Raw genomic sequence first — 20,150 nt, forward strand, 5'->3', positions numbered from 1 at the left:
AGGCCGACGGACCAACTCCTATGAGATGGTTGATGAGTGTGGATTAACGAATGGTTTTCCTTTTACTCCTCATCATCCCCCCCTTTTTTCTTTACTCCTTTCCTCTTTACTCCTTATTACTCTCCTCCTTCCTACTTACTCCTTCCCTCCTTACTACCTATTCCTTTCCCCTTTACTCCTTATTACTTCTCTCCTTACTACTTACTCCTTCCCTCCTTACTACTCCTTCTCTTAGCTTTTGACCTGCATTTTCTTAGCTTTTGCATTCCCATCTCTTAGCTTTTGCAGTGCGTTTTCTTAGCTTTTGAAATGCGTTTAGTAATACCGTGAAAATCAGATGCTTATCGTGGACTTGGAAAAAGCTCGGATGTAGTTGCACGAACAACGGCACAGCAGTAGGTCTGTTGCCAACCCTATTCTATCAACCAACCAAGCCCCGCAAAGCAGTTTCTGATCGCAGACAGACAAAAAAGAGGAGCGACCGATGGCGAAAATAGTTATTTTGCAGGACGATAGGATAGCGCCTACTTCCATAAAATTTACCTTTGTAGAGCGGCTTCAAAATAAAATAATTTATTTTCTCTTATCAGCTAAGTAATTTATTGTTCTTAGTTGTATTGGGTATAGTGAGGGTAGAAAAGCCCGCATGTCAACCCATTAATTGGAATAATATCTACTTTAAATATATAACTAAACGTATGAGAAGACCAAGATTTCAGACAGGAGCCTTCCTGTTGAGAGGGTTTTTAACGTTGTCGTTGCTGTTTGCGTCTGCCAATGGGGCCTGGGCGCAAATCAAACTGACCACTCAAAAAGCCCATTTGGAAACGGTAATCGAAAAGATTAAAAAACAATCCAAGTATCGCTTTTTCTATAGCGATGCCCTGGCAAAGGTATCTGTCAATGCTGTCGAGGTGGATAACGCATCGATCACGGATGTGTTGGACCGACTCTTCAGCGGTACCGCCATCACCTATCGTTTGGTGGACAATGTGGTTTACCTGTCGGACAAAAACGCTCCTGCCCAGAAAAAAGAACAAAGAGCCGAACAACAGAAAGCCAAAGGCGGACAGCACACCGTCACGGGTGTAGTGAAAGACAGTCATGGCGAGCCGCTCATCGGTGTGAGTGTCTTGGTGAAAGGCACCGGTAAAGGGGCCGTGACCAATATCGACGGGCAGTATACCATTTCCACCGACATGGCAAAGCCCGTGCTGGTCTACTCTTACGTGGGCTACACACAGCAGGAACAGACGGTGAACAATCGCAGCGTGATCGACGTGGTGATGAAAGACGACAGTCAAGTACTGGGCGAAGTGGTTGTCACCGCGATGGGTATTCTGCGCAAACAAGAGTCGCTGACTTATGCAACGCAGAAAATCAAGGCCGAAGACTTGGTGAAGGTGCAAGACCCCAACGTAGCCAATACGCTGGAAGGAAAGGTGTCGGGCATCACGATTACGCCGAGTGCCGGTGGTGCCGGTGGTGCTTCGAAAATTATTCTTCGCGGAAACAAGTCGGTTTCGGGTAACAGTGCTCCGCTCATTGTCGTAGACGGTGTGCCGATGAGCAATAAAACGCGCGGACAGGCCAGCTTCAACCAAGGCGAAGAGTTGACTTTCGGTAGCGTAGGCGAAGGTTCCGATCCGCTGTCGATGATTAATCCCGACGATATTGAGTCGATCAACGTGTTGAAAGGTTCGAATGCGGCCGCCCTTTACGGTTCGCAGGCAGCCAATGGCGTGGTGATGATCACGACCAAATCGGGCCGGGAAGGAAAGATAGACATCGGTTTTACCTCTAACGTTACCTTCGATGCCCCCCTGCTCACTCCCAAAATACAGAACATCTACGGGGCAACCATGGAAGACGGAGCCGTGATCAACGGCAAACAAACCACCCAGTTGGGCTTTAACGGCTGGGGAGGCAAGATCAGCGAGCAAACCAATCTCAGCCCGTTAACGGCATTGGGCAACTGGTTTCCCAAGGATGCCCTCAACGAAGTGCATCTGCGCAACACGACTCGCAATGATGTGAACGACTTTTTCCGCACGGGCGTCACCACGAACAACTCGGTGTCGGTGTCGGGAGGAAATGAAAAATCGCGCTCCTATCTCTCGTTGGGCAACAGCTATGCAACGGGTATGGTGCGCAATAACTCGTATAACCGTAACAGTTTGATGTTCAGACAGAATCTGAAACTCTTCGATCGGTTGAAAATCGATGCTTCTATCAACTATGTAGAAACCATTACGCGCAACCGTCCCGGTGGTGGTACAGTGGGAAATCCCATCTATCACACCTATCTCACGCCGCGTAACGTCGACATGCAGTATTATAAAAACCATTATATGGATGCCAATGGTAGCTGGATGTCGGGATTGCAGGATTATTATAAGGAGTTTACCTATATCGGTTCGGACGGCAAACCCAAAACGGGATTGCAACCAGCCAAAGAAGAATACGAACTTCATGGCCCGATGCAGAGCTGGGCTTACAAGTCGAACGATAGCAACAACCCCTATTGGTTGTTGAATATGTCGCGCAATCGACAGGACGAGAACCGCTTGTTTACCACCCTCTCGGCTGCTGTAGATATTTATGATGGCTTGTCTTTCCAGGCCCGTTTCAACTACACCAGAACGCATTATAAGAAAGAAGGCTGGGAGCATGCCACCACATTGGTGGCTACGGCTGCGATGAATCGGTTCGGACGGTGCTGGAGCAACGATAGCAAATCTTCTGAAATTTATACCGACTATCTGCTGAGCTACAACAAAACGCTCAAAGATTACTCTCTGTCGGCCACGGCAGGTTGGGTAGGCCACACGTTGAAAGAAACGCATAAAAACACTTATATCGGTAAGGCCACGGTGCGAGACGAGAATTGGCTCACGCTGCCCAAAGTGACCAATTACTTTGAAGTGAATGCCGGTGGCCCCGGAGTGACCACCTCTTCCATCTTCCGCAATTGGGATAAGGCTTGGCTCTTCACGGCTCAGGTGGGCTGGAAGGAGAAAGTATATGTAGACGGCTCTTACCGTTTGGACTCTTATCGGCCCTTCCGCCAGTTCTATAAAAGAGGAATGTTAGACCGCGAATGGTTCGGCTATTTCGGTGTAGGTGCCAATGCCATTGTCAGTTCATTGGTCAAACTGCCCACTTGGATAGACTATCTCAAGTATCGTGTGTCTTACTCGGAAGTGGGAAACTCGATTCCTGAAAACTATTACTTCAAGTTCGGTTACGACCTGCTGACCGGTGCGGGCGTAGGATCGAAGTTCTCCAAGTTCAAACCCGTTCCCGAGAAGATGCGTTCGTTTGAAACGGGTGTCGAGATGCTGTTCTTTAAGAATCGATTGAGCGTAGACTTCACCTATTATAATACACGCCTGACGAATATGTATATGCAGACTTCCAGTGGCTTTAACGTCAACAATGTCTATAACACGGGCATCGTTCGCAACACGGGATTCGAGAGTACCGTCGGTTACGACTTCAAGTTTGGCAAGCATCTCCGTTGGAGAACGGCTTATAACTTCTCTTTCAACAGCAACAAAATCCTGAGAGGAGCGATCGATGAGAACGGAAACGAACGCGAAATTTCGGTGAAGGTGGGCGGTGCCCATGTGCTCTACTCTTCGGGTAGATCGTTGGGAGACATCTATGTGCCTGATTTCAAGTATAAGAAAGACGGAAAAAGCATCTCGGTAACGAAGAAAGGCGTTCCTCGCTTCGATGACAGTCAGGAGAATCTCAAGTATGTGGGCAACATGAACTCTAAGTGGCAGATGGGTTGGACCAACACCTTTAACTATAAAGACTTCTCCCTCACGATGCTCATCAATGGGCGCATCGGCGGAAAGGTGATCTCTCTGACCGAGTCGTATCTCGACTTCTACGGTCTGTCTAAGCGCACAGCCGATGCCCGTCAGGCCGCAGAACGCAACGGAATTGTTGCTTCGGCCTATGGCAATGTGCCGGGTATCGCTCTGCCCGATGGTAGCGGTAGAATCGTTCCGGTGAAAGAATATTTCGAAGGTGTGGGCAGTTCGGCCAGCACCAACGCCAATTATGTGTACAGCGCAACGAACTTCCGTCTTCGCGAACTCTCGCTCGGCTATACCTTCAGAGATCTCTTCGGACTGAACAAGAACCTCAACGTCTCGTTTATTGCCCGCAACCTGTTCTTCCTGTATAAGAAGAGCCCTGTGGATCCTGACGTATCACTGTCTACAGGCAATGGATTGGGCGGCTTCGAAGTGTTCAATACGCCCTCGTCTCGCTCGTACGGTCTTTCATTTAAAATCAACTTGTAACATCCAAACAAAGGCCTGGGCCGTTGTTCCTTGACGGCAGATCCGTGAAAGGGGCGGCCCATGGCTTAGGTTAAAAAATATATTGTCTATGAAAAGGTTTTTCAAATGCGCCTCTCTCCCCATTGCACTATCGGCATTGATGCTGACATCGTGTTTGGATTTCGATGCAACGGGAAGCGAGTTCAAGTCTAATGAGTCTCAGGTGGATACGTGGAACTCGAAGAATACAGGTAAAGCCGACAGCCTTTTTTATAAAAAGGTATTCACGGCAACCGATGTGAAGAAGGCAGCCGTGTCGTTAAAGAGCGTTCTGGCCGATGGTATCGGCGCGCAATATGCTATGCGTGGAGGTAAGGACGGAGTGAAACCTGCTCCGCACTCTTATCAATATCGCAACTGTTTGGGCATCGACAACTATGTGCAATATGCGGTGATCCCCCACCAGGTGTTTCCTTATGCGAAGGTGAAGGTGACGTCTACCTATGATGTCAACCCCAAATTCTATGGCGGTCCGATGGGTTCCTTCGGACAAGCGGCCAGCCGCATTTCGCCGCTTCTTAATCATGGGTCTATCGATTCTATCCCCGAAGTGAAGGCAATCTACCTTCTTCTTTATAACTATGCTGCTGTAGAGGTGGCTGATGTTTATGGAGCCGTTCCCTATACCGACCTGAAGAATAACGTTCAGACGGCACCTTATAATTATCAAGATCTGCCTTCCATTTATAAAAAGGCCATTAACAATATCGATAGCATCGTGGCTTGCTTGAAGTATTTTGAGACGAAGCCTGCTGATTACAAAAATGCGGTGGTCGATGTACTGAATGCGAACATCCGTATCACGTCGGATAGAAAGTTGGGCAATAGGACTTTGGATACTTGGGTGCGCTTTGCCAACTCGTTGAAGTTGCGTTTGGCCATACATGTGGTGAAGGTGGCTCCGGCAGATGCTCGGAAATGGGCCGAAGAAGCGGTGCAGAGCGGTGTGATTGAGGAGGAAAAGAATGAAGTATGTCTTCCGCCGGCCAGTTCGGGTTTCTCGCATCCGCTGGTCGAAATCAGCGAAAACTGGCACGATACGCGCCTAAGTGCTTCATTCGAGAGCCTGCTGGCCAGTTTGAATCACCCCTATATGAAATATCTTTTCGAGAAAAACGATGCGCCAATCGTGAACAAAAAGACTAAGGTTCAATTGGCTGCTGACTCGAAAATCGTAGGTATCCGCTCGGGAACTTACACCGGAGACGGGCAAGCTTATGATGGAAACCAATACATTGCCTTTAGTAGGGTGAACAGTACAGTGATCTGGTCGGCTCCTTTGTACCTGATGAAACTCTCGGAAGTGTGCTTCCTGCGTGCAGAAGGTGCGGTGAGAGGTTGGAATATGATGGGTAATGCCAAGGATTTCTATGAAAAGGGAATCGAAGAGGGGTCTTGTGAAGATCGCGAGAACTACTATCAGGATGAAAACGGAGATAATCCGTATAAGAAAGGCATTGCTGCTTATACGCAACAAGCAAACGCAATACCTTATACATATAATGATCCGACCGGCGAAACCGACCCCGTTGAAAGCGTAACGAAGATTGGTGTGAAATGGAATGATGGCGATACACCGGAAATGAAACTCGAAAAGATTATCACACAGAAGTATATCGCGGCCTATCCGGAAAGCTATGAAACGTGGGTGGATCTGCGTCGTACGGGCTATCCCAAACTCTTCGAAATTCTGAATGCCGAAGATTCGGACGGAAGCATCGATGATGGAGAAACCATTCGACGTCTGCCTTTCCCTGGAAAGGACGACCCTGTGACATTCGAAGACCTCAGACGCACGGCCTTCAAGACGCTGACAGGCGGCGACTATGTGGCAACGCGTTTGTGGTGGGACACCAAAGGACCTAATTTCCAGTAAGAATTCAAACGCGTCTGATGACGAATGGGAAAGTCGACAAACGATAGAGAACGTTGGGAATGTTGTTTCATAGAAGGTGAACAACGGTGCCACGTCGATCACTTCAGTTTGTTTGTCGACTTTCCTTTCAACAAAGAATCATTTATCTAACTAAAAACAATAAAGTATGAACAAGAAATCTACATTCAGATTGTTGGCATTGGCCGGCCTTTTGGCTGCTGCTCCTACGACGATGAGCGCGCAAACCACTGAGCCTGCTTCTGCATCGAAAGTGGTGTACGACTTCCAAGGCTTTGACGATGTGAAGCTGTTGAAGCTCTTTGCGAAGATTGTGAAAGAGGGTCGCCGTTATCCCACGGACGCAGAATTGAGAAATGCTGGACTGGCTAACGAAATTGAGTTTGTTCGTTCGCATGTACGCAAACGCAATATTCTTTCTCGTGCCGATCGCTTGGAAAAGAATACGTATGAGAAGAGAGACCTCTTCATGAACATTCCTGCTGGTGCAGGACGTGGCACGGGCGGCTATCCGTCGAAAGAATTTGCCAGTGACAACTTCTCGATGTGGAACTATACCAATCTCTTCGGTGCGTGGAACCACGGCTTGTTCCAAGCTCCGGGTGCCTGGGCAGATGCTGCTCATAAAAACGGAACCGACCTATTGAGCGGTGTGAAGTTCTTCGATACTACCGGTAATCCTGGTGGTGTAGGTGCAGAAGGCTGGATGCCCATCATTACGACGCAGGAGTCGGATGGCACTTATACCTATGCCAAGCCGATGATTTATCTCTTGCAGTATTTGGGTTTGGATGGTATCAACTATAACTGGGAGGCTTCTGGCTATGACGATGAAAGGGTAATCGGTTTCCATCAGGCCTTGTATAAGATTGCTGATCAGGAGAATTTCAAGAACTTCCATATCGCTATCTATACTTCTGAATCTGGGTTGACGGGTTATACTGCAAGAGCTCTTTTCGGAAGCGGCGGTACAAAGACAGCCGACTTGATGTTGAACTATTCCGGTGGCGACTTTACTCATCAGATGCCTTCCTCTGTTTCTGCCGCAAAGGCAGCGATGGGAACCACGGAAGGACTGTATGCTGGCGTGTGGATCATGAATATGAATCGCCGTTGGACAAGCTTGAATACGGCGAAAGAATGCGGCGTTTGTTTGTGGGGCGAACATGCGCAAAGTCGTTTTTGGAGTTACAATGTCGGTGGAGATGCTTTCGAGGCGATGAGCAACTATCAAAAGCTGCTCGAGCGTGGCTTCTCTGGCGGTATGCGCAATCCGGCTAATCGCCCGGCAGTTTCCAATTACAACAACAACTGGGAGGAAACCGGCGGCAACTTGCCTTTGTCTTCTTTTGCAGGCTTGGCTACCTGGATTCCCGAGCGCACCACTATTCAGGGAAATCTTCCCTTCTCGACCTATTTCAACATGGGTGCCGGATCGCAATATAATTATAAAGGAAAGAGAACTGCAGGTCCGTGGTACAACATGGCTAACCAAGACATCGTTCCTACCTATCGTTGGCTGGTGTACGATGCAGGAACAGAAACTGTGAGCGATAAGATTTCTCCTGAGTTCTCTTATAAAGACGCTTACACTGGCGGCTCGTGTCTGTTGCTCTCGGGTACAGACCAGGCTGCGGGAACAGACATTGTACTGTACAAAACCGACCTGACCGGCTCAACCGGAGCCATCAAAGCCAACGTGGCCATTAAGAGCGGAAAAGAGGGAGAGAAAGAATCGAACCTCTACTTGATTGTGCATCTGAAGAACGGCAACGTTTGGAAAGAATACCCTGTGGGTAAAACTACGGGTAAGAATTGGGAAGAGCATCAAATCAACTTGACCGATCTCGCTTCTGGTACGACCATCGACAAAATTGGTTTGCGTGTGAAGAACAGCGATGCCAATTATCAAATGATGGTGGGTAAGCTCGAACTCACCGATGGTTACACGCAGGCTCCTGCCGAAGTAAAGGACGTTACCATCCAAGTGAAAGAAGAAACCAAGACTTCGTTGTCGGTGAAAGCTTCGTGGAGTGTTAATACCACAGCAGCCACCACTGGTCTGGTGTATAACGATGATGCCAATATCGACCACTTCGAGATTCTCTTGAAGGATGGAGCCGACGGCAGAGTGTCCGAAGTGGCACGCACTACGCAGTGGGCTGCCTATGTGGGCAACATCGATTTGACCCACGCACAGCACAATCCTTACATCGGTGTGCGCGCCGTAGGCAAAGACTTGAAGAGCTACTCGCCCGTACAATGGACTCAGGTGACTCGCGAAGATGCCAGCCGTCTCCCCGACCTGGTGACCAATCCCTACACTGCGCCCGAGCTTGACATGGACGCCGACGGAGCGAAGATTGCTCAAAAAGTGCGCTATGTTGAACGATTCATCACCGTGGGCGGAACCACCAACATCGATTATACTGCCAACCAGCCCACCGGCGGCACCAATTATGTTGATGCAACCACCAATGGACAGGTGCTTACGGTAGAACAAGGTACAACCGTTACCATCAAAATCAAGGGTTATCAGGCCAGAGACGAAGTTGATAACAACCATGATGACTTGCGTTGGTGCTTCGGACGTGGCTGGATCGACCTGAACAGCGACAACCGATTCGAACCGAAAGAATTGTCAGAAGGTGGCGAACAGCTCTTCACCATCGGTGAACTGAGAAAGGGAACCCTTGACCAGGTAACTGGCTTGAAGGCGATTACCTTCAAGATTCCTGATGATGCCCGCACCGGCGACACCCGTATGCGAATCGTCTTCTCTGATGCCTGGTTCAAGGGAGCATTGAAACCCACTGGCAAATTCAACAAAGGCTTTGCCATTGACTTCCGTGTGAAGATTACAGGCACCAAGCCGCAGCGTCCCATTCCTGCCGACACGCACGACCAGGGCGTAGCCGATCAACCCGAAGGTCTGACCACAACGGGCATCACCGCTCCCGTTGCAGCTCCGTCGCAATTGGTGATGGATGCCGAGGCACTGAACTTCACCAACGTAGAACAGGCTTGGATCTTTGCAACCGACGGCTCGCTGATGGCCACTCTCAATCATCCCACATCCTTCAAGGTAGCATCGCTCGCACCGGGCGTTTACCTCGTGAAGATGCAGAACAAGAATATCATCCGCACACAGAAAGTGACGATCCGGTAATCGTAACTGAATCGGTTCTCACGAATCAATAAAATAGGAAGAGGAGGCTGATCAATAAAGCCTCCTCTTTCTTCTTATGAAAAAAGGATGGTGTCTCCGACACGTGCAAAACAACTATCATAGAAGTGCGACAGTGCTTCCGACACGTGCAAAACATCACTTCAATATAAATCTACATTAAAAGAGATGAAAAGAAAAACCTTTCTGGCCCGATACGCCTTTCTGGGCCTTTTGATGTTAGCTCCTCTGAATGGGCGAGCGCAACAGTATTCCGAAACGGCATCGACCACCATTTATGATTTCTCAAAATTCGGCGACGAGGATCTGCTCGACCTCTTTGCCAGAGCAGATGCCATGGGAAGAAAGTATCCTACGACGGCCGAACTCAAAGATGCCGGCATCTATGAGGAACTGGAGTTTATCCGGTCGCACGTCCGCAAAAGAAAACTCATCGACAATACCGACCGACTCGTTTCCAAGACCTACGCCGCTCGCGAGCTGTTTCTCAACCTTCCCTCGGGTGCAGGAAAAGGTACAGGAGGCTATCCCTCGAAAGATTTCGCCAGCGACAACTTCTCGATGTGGAACTACACCCATCTCTTTGGATCCTGGAATCACTCCCTCTTTCAAGCACCGGGAGCCTGGACAGATGCTGCCCATCGAAATGGAAGCGACATTATGAGTGGCATTAAGTTTTTCGACGGTCACAATGCAGCCAACGGTTGGATGCGTTTCATCTCGAAGAAAAACGCCAAGGGCGACTATAAATATGCTCGTCCGATCATCAACCTGCTGCGCTTCATGGGCATGGACGGCATCAACTACAACTGGGAAGCATCAGGATACGGTAATGGTGATGTGGTAGCTTTCCACCGACGCTTGTATGAGATTGCTAATGAGGAAGGCTTCGACAACTTCCACATTGTGATCTACACCATCAATTCCTCGCTCGACTCTTGGGAGGCACCCGCCCTTTTCGGATCCGGTGGCAAGCGAACGGCTGAGGTGATGCTCAACTACGACGGCAGCGGCTTCTCGAATAACATGCGAGGATCGGTGCAAGCCGCCGAAGCAGCCCTGGGAACCACGAAAGGTCTCTATGCCGGCGGATGGATTGTAGGGATGGATAAGAACTGGACCGCCCTGGATCGCGACGAGCAAACCAAGAAATGCGGCATCGCACTTTGGGGCGAACACGACCAAAGCAGGTTCTGGTCGTACAACTCAGGCGGCGATCCGCAGGAGCGAATGAGCAACTATCAGATGCTGCTCGAGCGTGCTTTCTCGGGTGGACATCGCAATCCCGCCTATCGGCCTCACGTGGTCAATGCCGGCAACAACCTGCGTTGGAATGGCGCAACCCCTCCGTTGTCTGCCTTTGCAGGTATGGCTACGTGGATACCCGAGCGTTCGGCCATCAGCGGTACGCTGCCTTTTGTCACCCACTTCAATGTGGGCAACGGAGCGCGTTACAACTATAAGGGAAAGAAAACATCCGGTTCGTGGTACAATCTCTCGGCTCAAGACATCGTTCCTACCTATCGTTGGCTGGTCTATCAAGGCGGAACCAACCAAGTGAGCACCGCTCTTCAGCCCGAGTTCACCAACCGAGATGCCTATATGGGCGGTTCTTGTCTGCAACTCTCGGGCAAAGAGTCGGCAGCTATGACGGATGTTGTTCTCTACAAAACCGACCTACACGGAACAGCCGGCAACATCTATGCCGACGTAGCCGTTAAGAATATCGCTGAGAGCACCTCCTCCGCCCACCTCTACCTCATCGTTCGCACCAAGGGCAGTGCCGACTGGAAGGAGTTCCCCGTGCCCGATGCTGCCGGAAAGACCTGGCAAGAGCATCGTGTGCAGCTGACAGGATTGAGTTCAGCTGATGTCATCGATCGCATTGGTCTGCGTGTGAAAGACTGCGATGCTGCCTGCCGTCTGCTCGTGGGTAAGTTGCAGTTGCACGACAGCTTCAAAGCCACGCCCGCCGGGATAGAAGACCTCACCATCGAGGTGAAAGAAGAAACCCGAAAGAGTCTCTCTGTGAAAGCTGTTTGGCATGTGCAGGGCAGTCAAGATAACCCTGTGCTCATGAACGATGACGCCCATATCGATCACTTCGAGGTGCTTTACAAGAACGGAGAGAACGGTCGTGTGTCGGAGATTGCCCGTACATCGCAGTGGGCCGCCTATGTGGGCGACATCCAACTGCCCGAGTTGACCGACCGCCCCTTCATCGGTGTGCGCGCCGTGGCTACCGACTTGAAAACCTATTCGCCTGTGCTTTGGCAACCGGTGACCCGTGCCGACCAGCAGCAGCTGCCCGAACCCGAGGAAGACTCCTACGGAAAGGTGGAACTCGACTTAGCTGCCGACGGAGCCGAGCGGGCACAACGCGTTCGCTATCTCGAGCGTGTGGAAACCGCGGGTGGCATCAGCGACATTCTTTATACAGCCAACAAGCCCACCGGTGGTGCCAATTATGTCGACGCCTCTAAGAAAGTGTGGAAGGTTCGGCAAGGACAGCAAGTGACGCTCAAGCTCAAAGGCTATGAGGCTACCGACTATGCCGACAATACACACGACGATCTTCGCTATTGTATCGGCAGAGCTTGGATGGACTTCGACGGCAACCACCAGTTCGATCCTCGCAATCTGGCCGACGATCCCGACCATGGCGAATGCCTTTTCAGCGTAGGCAAGTACAAAGGAGCCACCATTCCCAACGTGCAGTCGCTGCAAGAGTTCTCCTTTAAGATTCCCGACGACGCTCGGGTTGGAAAGAGCCGGTTGCGCATCGTCTTCTCCGATGCTTGGTTTGAAGGCGCACTGCAACCTGTGGGCAAGTTTAACAAAGGCTTCGCTATCGACTTTGGCGTAGAGATCACCGGCGATAACGCTTCGCGAGGAGCTGCCGAGGGCAACTGGGATCAAGGTATTGCCGAGCAACCTGATGGTCTCGACCAAACCAACGCCATCACCCAGACAGCAGCTTCCGGTTCTTCCGTTCGGCAGGAGGGCGAAAACCTCCTCTTCACCAACGTCGACCGGGCCTGGCTCTTCACTGCAGACGGTATGTTGATACAAACTCTCGAGCGTCCCTCCGCTTACAGTTTGAAGGGGCAAACCAAGGGCGTCTATCTGCTGAAGATGCAAAGCGGCAACGTCATCCGGGTGAAGAAAATCATGAAAGGGTAAGAGGCAGCTCGTTCCTCTTCAACTTTCTGCGCATCTCGTTTCAACTTTCTGCGCATCTATTTTTCAGTAGATGCGCAGCAAGTTGGGGCGGGATGCTTATTTGTTGCTATGGGCGTTGAACAGATATTGAGCGGAAACGCCGTGCTCTCCAGTGTGTTTCTCTTTGAAAAAAGGAGCCGGCAGGGCAAAGAAAAAAGGTTATCTGCCATGGCGAGATAACCTTTTATGTCGTAGGGTTTAATACTCATCCTCGTTAAAGAGGAAATCTTCTTTGGTGGGATAGTCGGGCCAGATGTCTTCGATGCTGTCATAGACATCGCCTTCGTCCTCAATTTCCTGCAAGTTTTCGAGCACTTCCAGCGGTGCGCCCGAACGCATGGCATAGTCAATGAGTTCTTCTTTGGTGGCAGGCCAAGGTGCATCTTCCAGTTTGGAAGCCAGTTCTAATGTCCAATACATAGTCTATCAAGTTTTTCTTGTTTTTATTTTAGTTGCAAAAATAATACTTTTTGTGTTATTTGCAAGTGCTTTGCCACTTTTTTTCGGCCTTTCCGCAAGCAGAGTTCAGATGTCGAGAGAGAACGAAAAGATAGTCGGATAGGCGATTGATCAACCGCAATGCCGTGGTCTCCACCTCGCTTTCCTCTGCCAAGAACACCATTCTTCGCTCCGCCCGGCGGCACACTGTGCGGCACACATGCGCCCAAGCGCCGGCCTCGCAGCCGCCGGGCAGAATGAAATGCGTCTGTGGGGGCAGTGCGGCCTGCATCCGGTCGATTTCCCGTTCCAGAGTCGTCACGTCTTCATCGCTTAGCTGTGGAGTCATAGGGTGGCCCGAGTGTGCAGGAGGAGTGGCCAGCGAGCAACCCACGTTGAAGAGCCGATGCTGAATGCTTTCCAGCACATCGACCTCGTGTCCCGGTGGCAAGAGCGAGACGAGATAGCCCAATTGGGCGTTGAGTTCGTCGATGGTGCCATAGGCTTCGATGCGCGCATCCGATTTGCTCACCCGTCTTCCACCCACTAAACTGGTCTTTCCCGTGTCGCCTTTCTTTGTATAAATTTTCATCTCCCGTTGGTTAAAAATTAATTTTGTAGTGCTGTTTCGGTCGTGTCTTGTCGAAAAACGCGATGCCACAATAGTAAAGATCGAACGTCGCCGTTGTGCGTTCATCTTCCTGCACCTCTTTCCAAAAGCGGCGGATGGCAGCATCGCGTTGAATACCTTCTACAATCAGTATGCTTGCAGGGTGTATTCGATCGGCTATTTCTCGGTAGAAAGCAGCGTAGTTGCCCAGCGGAGAGAGTTGAACCACGTCGATACGGTGGGCATCGGCCGCCAGAACATCTTCTATCGAGCGCACCGAGAGATAGCGGGTGGCCCGGCATCCTCTTTCCACATATCGTTGATCAGCAGCGGACGAGGGTTGCAGGCTCACCCAGGTGTCTGCCTGTCGGTTGTTGGCGATGCGGAAGTAGAGTTCGCCCAGTTTCCTTTCAAGAGCGGTGAGGTGGGGAAGGGCTTCCGACAGTTCATCGTAAGCGTAGTAGGGGTAGTGTTCGTTTACGACATATCGCACAAAAGCATAGGCCGTGGGCGACTGTATGCCGAACCCTCGGCAGTATCCTATGCGCATGAGCCAAACCCAAAGGTGTTGAAATCGGTGCATAGCGTGGTGTCTTCTTTTCGTTTTGTTCTGTTTGTTAGAGTGCAAAGATACGGAAATATCTTACTTTTGCAGCGACAAACCATCAATGTATCACCAAAAGAAGAGAACAATGGACAAAACAAAAATCATCCTCGCCGCCCTTCTCGCCATTGTGATGGTGGCCGGGGCATGGCTCATCGGCAAGGGGCTCACTAACTTCCGAGCAGGCGAACCCTACATCAACGTGACCGGAATGGCCGAAAAACAAATCACCAGCGACCTGATTGTGTGGAAAGTTTCGGCCAATGCCGAGGGCCCTACTCGTAGCTCTGCCTTTGCCGAATACGAACGGGTGGCGCGCATCTTGCGGAAATATCTGCACGATAACGGCATTGTCGAAAAGAGCATCTTGGTGAGTAGCGTCGACATCAGCGAGCGAACCAAGAGTTTTTACGATGAAGATCAGCACCGATACATCACCCTTTCCAACGGCTATGGCGTGTCGCAGACTTTCACCGTGAGCTCGAACAACCTGCCCATCGTTGAACGTGTGTATCAGAAAATCTCCGAACTCTATGGTAGCGGCATCAATTTCAGTAGCGAAAAACCCCTCTATTACTACACCCGACTCAACGACCTGAAGATGGAAATGCTCAATCGCGCCAGTGCCAATGCTTACGAACGCGCGCAGACCATCGCCAAGGGTAGCGACGCTTCTGTGGGTGCGTTGGTCTCTTCGTCGATGGGTGTGTTCCAAATCGTGGGACTCAATAGCGACGACGAATACAGTTGGGGCGGCACTTTCAACACCAGCAGTAAGGAAAAGGTGGCCAGTATCACCGTGCGAACGACCTATCGCGTGCGCTAAACACCGCCTTTCTCCATACCGATCATGCTCCTTTTTGTCGCTCGTGCTAAGCCTTGATTTTCAGGGAGTTCAATCTTCGTTTTTCAAAAGCTAAGAAAACGCACTGCAAAAGCTAAGAGATGGGAATGCAAAAGCTAAGAAAATGCACGTCAAAAGCTAAGAGAAGGAGTAGTAAGGAGAGAAGTAGTAAGTAGTAAGGAGAGAAGTAGTAAGTAGTAAGGAGGGAAGAAGTAAGTAGTAAGGAGGAGAGTAATAAGGAATAAAGGGGAAAGGAGTAGGTAGAAAGGAGAGAAATAGGAAGGAGGAAAGGGAGGGATGATGAGGAGTAAAAAGGAAACAACTCGTTGGTTCGCACGCATCAACCATCTCATAGGAGTTGGTCCGTCGGCTCGTCCATCCACCTATACTGCCATGGAGATGGTCGTAAACAACCTCACAGGGGTTGGTCTGTCTAAGCACTCTAAATGAGGGAATTGCGGGCTGTTCGTCGTCCATGAATCATTCGTTGCAAAGAACAACAATATGAAAAAGAGAACCGATACAAAGTGTATCGGTTCTCTTTTGCTGATCTTTCTATTTGCTTGAGGTTTCATCAATAGCTCCCCACTTCCTAACTTGGGGAGCTTGGAGAGACCCAAACCTACGGCCTTGGTCTCTCAGAGCCTATTGTAGACGGGGTAGGCGCGCTTTGTTTGCCACTCCTGCCCTTACCAACAACCCCGCATTTCCGACCGCTTACTTGGGCAGAATCGAAATGGCATAGCCTCCACCAGCGGCTACATCGAGGGTGAGACGAGTTTTAGAGGTCACCGTTCGCCGCTCGATCCGATAAGATTTTGGGTTGGTTCGATAGTCGGCATCGGCTCCATCGCGATAGATCGTGGCCTCATACTTGCGCCTTTGATCAAGAAAGGATAACGAGAGGGTAGACTTTCGCGCGCGTTTTCCGGCTACACTGCCCACAAACCACTTGTCTGTGCCTTTCGCTTTGCGGGCCACGGTGATGAATTCCATAGGTTCGGCCTCGAGATAAACGGATTGGTCCCAGTCCAGGGCTACGTCTTTGATAAACTGGAAAGCATCTTTGTGCTTGAGATAGTTCTCGGGAAAGTCGGCCGCCATTTGCAACGGACTGTACATCGTGACGTAAAGGGCCAACTGTCCGCAAAGGGTTGAGTTGACGTGCGACCCATTGGCGCAGTCCATCTCGAAGATACCGGGCGTGTAATCCATCGGTCCGCCCTGCAAACGAGTGAAGGGAAGGATGGCCGTATGCCCCGGTTGGCTGCCGCCAAAGGCCTGATATTCGGTGCCGCGGGCACTCTCGTTGCCGATGAGATTGGGGTAAGTGCGACACAATCCTGTGGGTCTCACCGCCTCATGAGCGTTGACCATGATGTGGAAATCTGCTGCCCGCTTCACTGCATGCAGGTAATGGTTCACCTCCAATTGACTGTAATGATGTTCGCCCCGTGGGATGATGAATCCCACATAGCCGCTTTTCACAGCGTTATAGCCATAATCATTCATCAGCCGATAGGCCCGATCCATATACTTTTCGTAGTTCATCACGGAGGAAGACGTCTCGTGGTGCATCATGAGTCGCACGCCTTTGGCATGTGCATAGTCGTTGAGAGCCTTGAGATCGAAGTCGGGATAAGGCGTCAGAAAGTCGAAAACGTTTTCTTTCAGGTTGCCGGCCCAGTCTTCCCAGCCGATGTTCCAACCCTCGACGAGCACCTGGTCGAACCCGTGTTCGGCCGCAAAGTCGATGTAACGGCGCACATTGGCATTGTTGGCCGAGTGCTTTCCGGAGGGCAGAGCCTTGGTATAATCGGTTTCACCAAGCCTCACCGAGGGGAATTCATGCGTGTAAGCCCACTCTCCTTTGCCCGAAATCATCTCCCACCAAACGCCGATATATTTCACCGGATGTATCCAAGAAACGTCCTTGTAGGCACAAGGCTCATTGAGATTGAGGATAAGGTGCGAGGCCAACACTTTGCGGGCGTCGTCGGTAATGAGGATGGTGCGCCACGGACTCTTAAAAGGTGTCTGCAAATAGCCCTTTGCTCCCGTTGCATCGGGCGTGAGCCACGAGCGGAACACCAGTCTTTTGTCGTCCAGATTGAGGTGCATGGCCGGATAATCCACCAAAGCTGCTTCATGCAGATTGAGGTAAATGCCATCGTCTGTCTTCAACATGAGCGATGTTTGCACGCCGGTGGGCGAGAAAACGGTTTGCGCCAGATTCTCGGAAACGGCCTTTTCGTGTAGCGTTCTGATCTCGCTCAGGCGCGATTTTGTGTATTCATACTCCTGCGTATCATAGTCTCCGGGAATCCACCAAGCTGTGTGGTCGCCCGTCATAGCCATCTCCGTGCATTCCTCTTTGACCGTAAAGTAGTTCAGTTGGCCCTTTTGCGGAAACTCATAACGCAGACCCACGCCCTCGTTGTACACCCGAAAGCGGATGTTCAGATAGCGATCGGTGGCCTTTTGCACCAGTTTCACCAGCAATTCGTTATAGTTGTTGCGTATTTTGCTGGTCTCTCCCCATACGGGTGTCCAGGTTTCGTCGAACGTTGCGGTCTCTTCGCCCACCAAAGAGAAACCTTCGAGCAGGGGTTCTCCCTTGATGAGTTCATAGCCCAGGTGGCTAAGACCGATCACGGTCTTGCCTTTGAACGTCACACTGTAAGCTGGTGCCGACTTGTCTAACCGAAAATCCACCTTGATTTCTCCGTTGGGCGATGCCACTTCCATGGCCCTGGCACCCAAAACCAAACCAAACAGAAGGGCTGCTGCTGAAAATAATCTCTTCATTGAATCATATTTTAGGATTGTTTCTTGATCTTATCGTTCCTTCTCATTCCCTATGCGATGAGCGTTCTCAAAGACATGGCCTGGACAAACTGAGCCCGACCGGTGCAACAAGTGCCTGTTTGCGAATCGAAACCTTGTCATCCCGTTGCTGCAAAGATAGAATAAATATGGAGAAAAGCTGCAAAAAAGACTGCCGAACGGGCACTTTTTACCCTCGTTTGCCTCTTCTTTTCGGGCTTACAAGATAGATTTCCCATACAAAAGCTTGTTCTGTTTTGATAAATGCACTATATTTGGTGTCTTATTTTAACTGATACGAAACTTAGTTGACAACAACATGAAGACTGATTTTGAGATTGCACGCGAGGCCTCCTTGCTGCCGATCAACGAGATTGCCCGACAAACGGGTATCCCGACAGAGGCTCTCGAACCTTATGGGAAGTACATTGCGAAAGTGCCTTACCGCCTGATCGACGATGAACGGGTGAAGAAATCCAACCTGATTTTAGTGACTTCCATCACGCCCACCAAGAGTGGAAACGGTAAAACCACCGTCAGCGTGGGCCTGGCTTTAGGAATGAACCGCATCGGAAAGAAGACGATGGTGGCCCTACGCGAACCTTCGCTCGGCCCTTGCTTCGGAATGAAGGGCGGAGCGGCCGGCGGTGGCTATGCACAAGTGCTGCCGATGGAGAAAATTAACCTGCATTTTACGGGCGATTTTCATGCCATCACCTCTGCCAATAACATGATTTCGGCTCTTTTAGACAATTATATCTACCAGCATCAGGACGACGGTTTCGGCATGAAAGAGGTGTTGTGGCGGCGCGTTCTCGACGTGAACGACCGCAACCTGCGAAACATCGTCACCGGACTGGGCGGGAAAACCGATGGCATCGTTGCCGAAGGGGGCTTCGATATCACGCCGGCATCTGAGATTATGGCCATCTTCTGCCTGGCCAAAGATGAGGACGACCTGCGCCGACGCATTGAAAACGTCTTGCTGGGCATCACGCTCGAGGGCCGACCTTTCACCGTGAAAGACCTCGGAGTGGCCGGTTCGATTGTCGCCATCTTGCACGATGCCATTCATCCCAATCTGGTTCAGACCACCGAAAACACGCCGGCACTGATTCACGGCGGGCCTTTTGCCAACATTGCGCATGGCTGCAACAGCGTGATGGCCACCAAAATGGCGATGACTTTCAGCGATTACGTCATCACGGAGGCCGGTTTCGGAGCCGATTTGGGAGCCGAGAAGTTCTTCGACATCAAGTGTCGCAAGGCGGGCATTGCTCCTAAGCTCACCGTCTTGGTGGCTACGGCGCAGGCGTTGAAGATGCATGGCGGCGTGAACGAGAAGGAAATCAAAATGCCGAACCCTGAAGGCGTGCGTCGCGGACTGGCCAACATGGACAAGCACATTGCCAACTTGCAGGCTTTTGGGCAGACAGTGGTGGTGTGCCTCAACCGTTTTGCCACCGATACAGACGAGGAACTCGCCATCGTTCGCCATCATTGCCAACAGCAAGGCATCGGTTTCGCCATCAACACAGCCTTTGGCGAGGGTGGAAAAGGGGCCGAAGCCTTTGCTCAACTTGTGGTAGAGACCATTGAAAATCAACCGTCGGCTCCGCTCAAACTGATGTACGACGATGCCGACGACATCGAAACAAAGGTGCGAAAGATTGCGCAAAAGATCTATGGGGCCAACGATGTGGTGCTGAAACCTGCGGCACGAAAAAAACTGACTCGTATCAAAGAGCTGGGCTTAGAGCATTTCCCCGTCTGCATAGCCAAAACGCAATATTCGTTTTCAGAGGATGCCAAAGCTTATGGGTTGCCTACAAACTTTGATATCACCATTCGCGACTTTGTCATCAACACCGGTTCGGAAATGATTGTGGCTGTTGCCGGCGATATGATGCGTATGCCCGGACTGCCAAAAAGTCCGCAGGCCGAACGCATCGACGTGGTGAACGGCGTCATCGAAGGCCTTTCGTAAGTTGTCGACGGGCTTTTGCTGCTACTCGAAAAGGTGGCTTGCAAGCGTCTTTTTCCGCCAAAAGGGCAGAAGCCGTACCAGCGGTTGTCTGCCCCTTTTTATCTCTTTGATAATCAGAGATATAGAAAATCGTTTCCCATCTCTTAGCTTTTGCACTCCATTTTCTTAGCTTTTGGCATG

Annotated in this window: 10 protein-coding genes; 6 read left to right on the top strand and 4 right to left on the bottom strand. The window is 50.6% G+C overall.

From position 1 onward, the window contains the following. The first annotated feature begins 698 nt into the window (after positions 1–698). From J5A66_RS01170 to J5A66_RS01185, 4 genes are all read left to right on the top strand, one after another. Complete coding sequence (locus J5A66_RS01170) at positions 699–4,319, top strand: SusC/RagA family TonB-linked outer membrane protein (RefSeq protein WP_211790672.1); 3,621 nt, start codon at positions 699–701, stop codon at positions 4,317–4,319. An 88-nt stretch (positions 4,320–4,407) separates the two neighbouring features. After that, positions 4,408–6,234 carry a SusD/RagB family nutrient-binding outer membrane lipoprotein gene (locus J5A66_RS01175; RefSeq protein WP_211790673.1) on the top strand — a complete coding sequence of 609 codons (1,827 nt, stop codon included), beginning with the start codon at positions 4,408–4,410 and terminating at the stop codon, positions 6,232–6,234. A gap of 166 nt (positions 6,235–6,400) precedes the next feature. Beyond that, a complete protein-coding gene (locus tag J5A66_RS01180; protein WP_211790674.1) occupies positions 6,401–9,421 on the top strand; it encodes a GEVED domain-containing protein in 3,021 nt (1,006 codons plus the stop codon). A gap of 186 nt (positions 9,422–9,607) precedes the next feature. Next, complete coding sequence (locus J5A66_RS01185; protein ID WP_211790675.1) at positions 9,608–12,622, top strand: GEVED domain-containing protein; 3,015 nt, start codon at positions 9,608–9,610, stop codon at positions 12,620–12,622. 237 nt (positions 12,623–12,859) lie between these two features. On the opposite strand, the gene J5A66_RS01190 is transcribed toward J5A66_RS01185, so the two are convergent. From J5A66_RS01190 to J5A66_RS01200, 3 genes are read right to left on the bottom strand one after another with little or no spacing between them, the layout of a single operon-like run. After that, on the bottom strand, positions 12,860–13,081 hold the full coding sequence (locus tag J5A66_RS01190; protein ID WP_211790676.1) for a DUF2795 domain-containing protein: 222 nt from the start codon (positions 13,079–13,081) through the stop codon (positions 12,860–12,862). A gap of 55 nt (positions 13,082–13,136) precedes the next feature. After that, positions 13,137–13,691 carry a cob(I)yrinic acid a,c-diamide adenosyltransferase gene (locus J5A66_RS01195; protein WP_211790677.1) on the bottom strand — a complete coding sequence of 185 codons (555 nt, stop codon included), beginning with the start codon at positions 13,689–13,691 and terminating at the stop codon, positions 13,137–13,139. Positions 13,692–13,701: 10 nt separating this feature from the next. Continuing rightward, positions 13,702–14,292: a hypothetical protein gene (locus J5A66_RS01200; RefSeq protein ID WP_211790678.1), complete on the bottom strand. Its 591-nt coding sequence runs from the start codon at positions 14,290–14,292 to the stop codon at positions 13,702–13,704. Between the two features lie 109 nt (positions 14,293–14,401). Here J5A66_RS01200 and J5A66_RS01205 point away from each other — a divergent pair, with 109 nt between their 5' ends. Continuing rightward, positions 14,402–15,139: an SIMPL domain-containing protein gene (locus tag J5A66_RS01205; protein WP_211790679.1), complete on the top strand. Its 738-nt coding sequence runs from the start codon at positions 14,402–14,404 to the stop codon at positions 15,137–15,139. A gap of 735 nt (positions 15,140–15,874) precedes the next feature. Here J5A66_RS01205 and J5A66_RS01210 read toward each other — a convergent pair. Beyond that, positions 15,875–17,965, bottom strand: coding sequence for a glycoside hydrolase family 97 protein (locus tag J5A66_RS01210; protein ID WP_211790680.1), 2,091 nt, complete (start codon positions 17,963–17,965; stop codon positions 15,875–15,877). A 337-nt stretch (positions 17,966–18,302) separates the two neighbouring features. Here J5A66_RS01210 and J5A66_RS01215 point away from each other — a divergent pair, with 337 nt between their 5' ends. Further along, entirely contained in the window at positions 18,303–19,970 is a 1,668-nt protein-coding gene (locus tag J5A66_RS01215; protein WP_211790681.1) for a formate--tetrahydrofolate ligase, read from the top strand. The last annotated feature ends 180 nt before the right edge of the window (positions 19,971–20,150 follow it).

Source organism: Prevotella sp. oral taxon 475 (genome assembly GCF_018127805.1).
Classification (GTDB): Bacteria; Bacteroidota; Bacteroidia; order Bacteroidales; family Bacteroidaceae; genus Prevotella.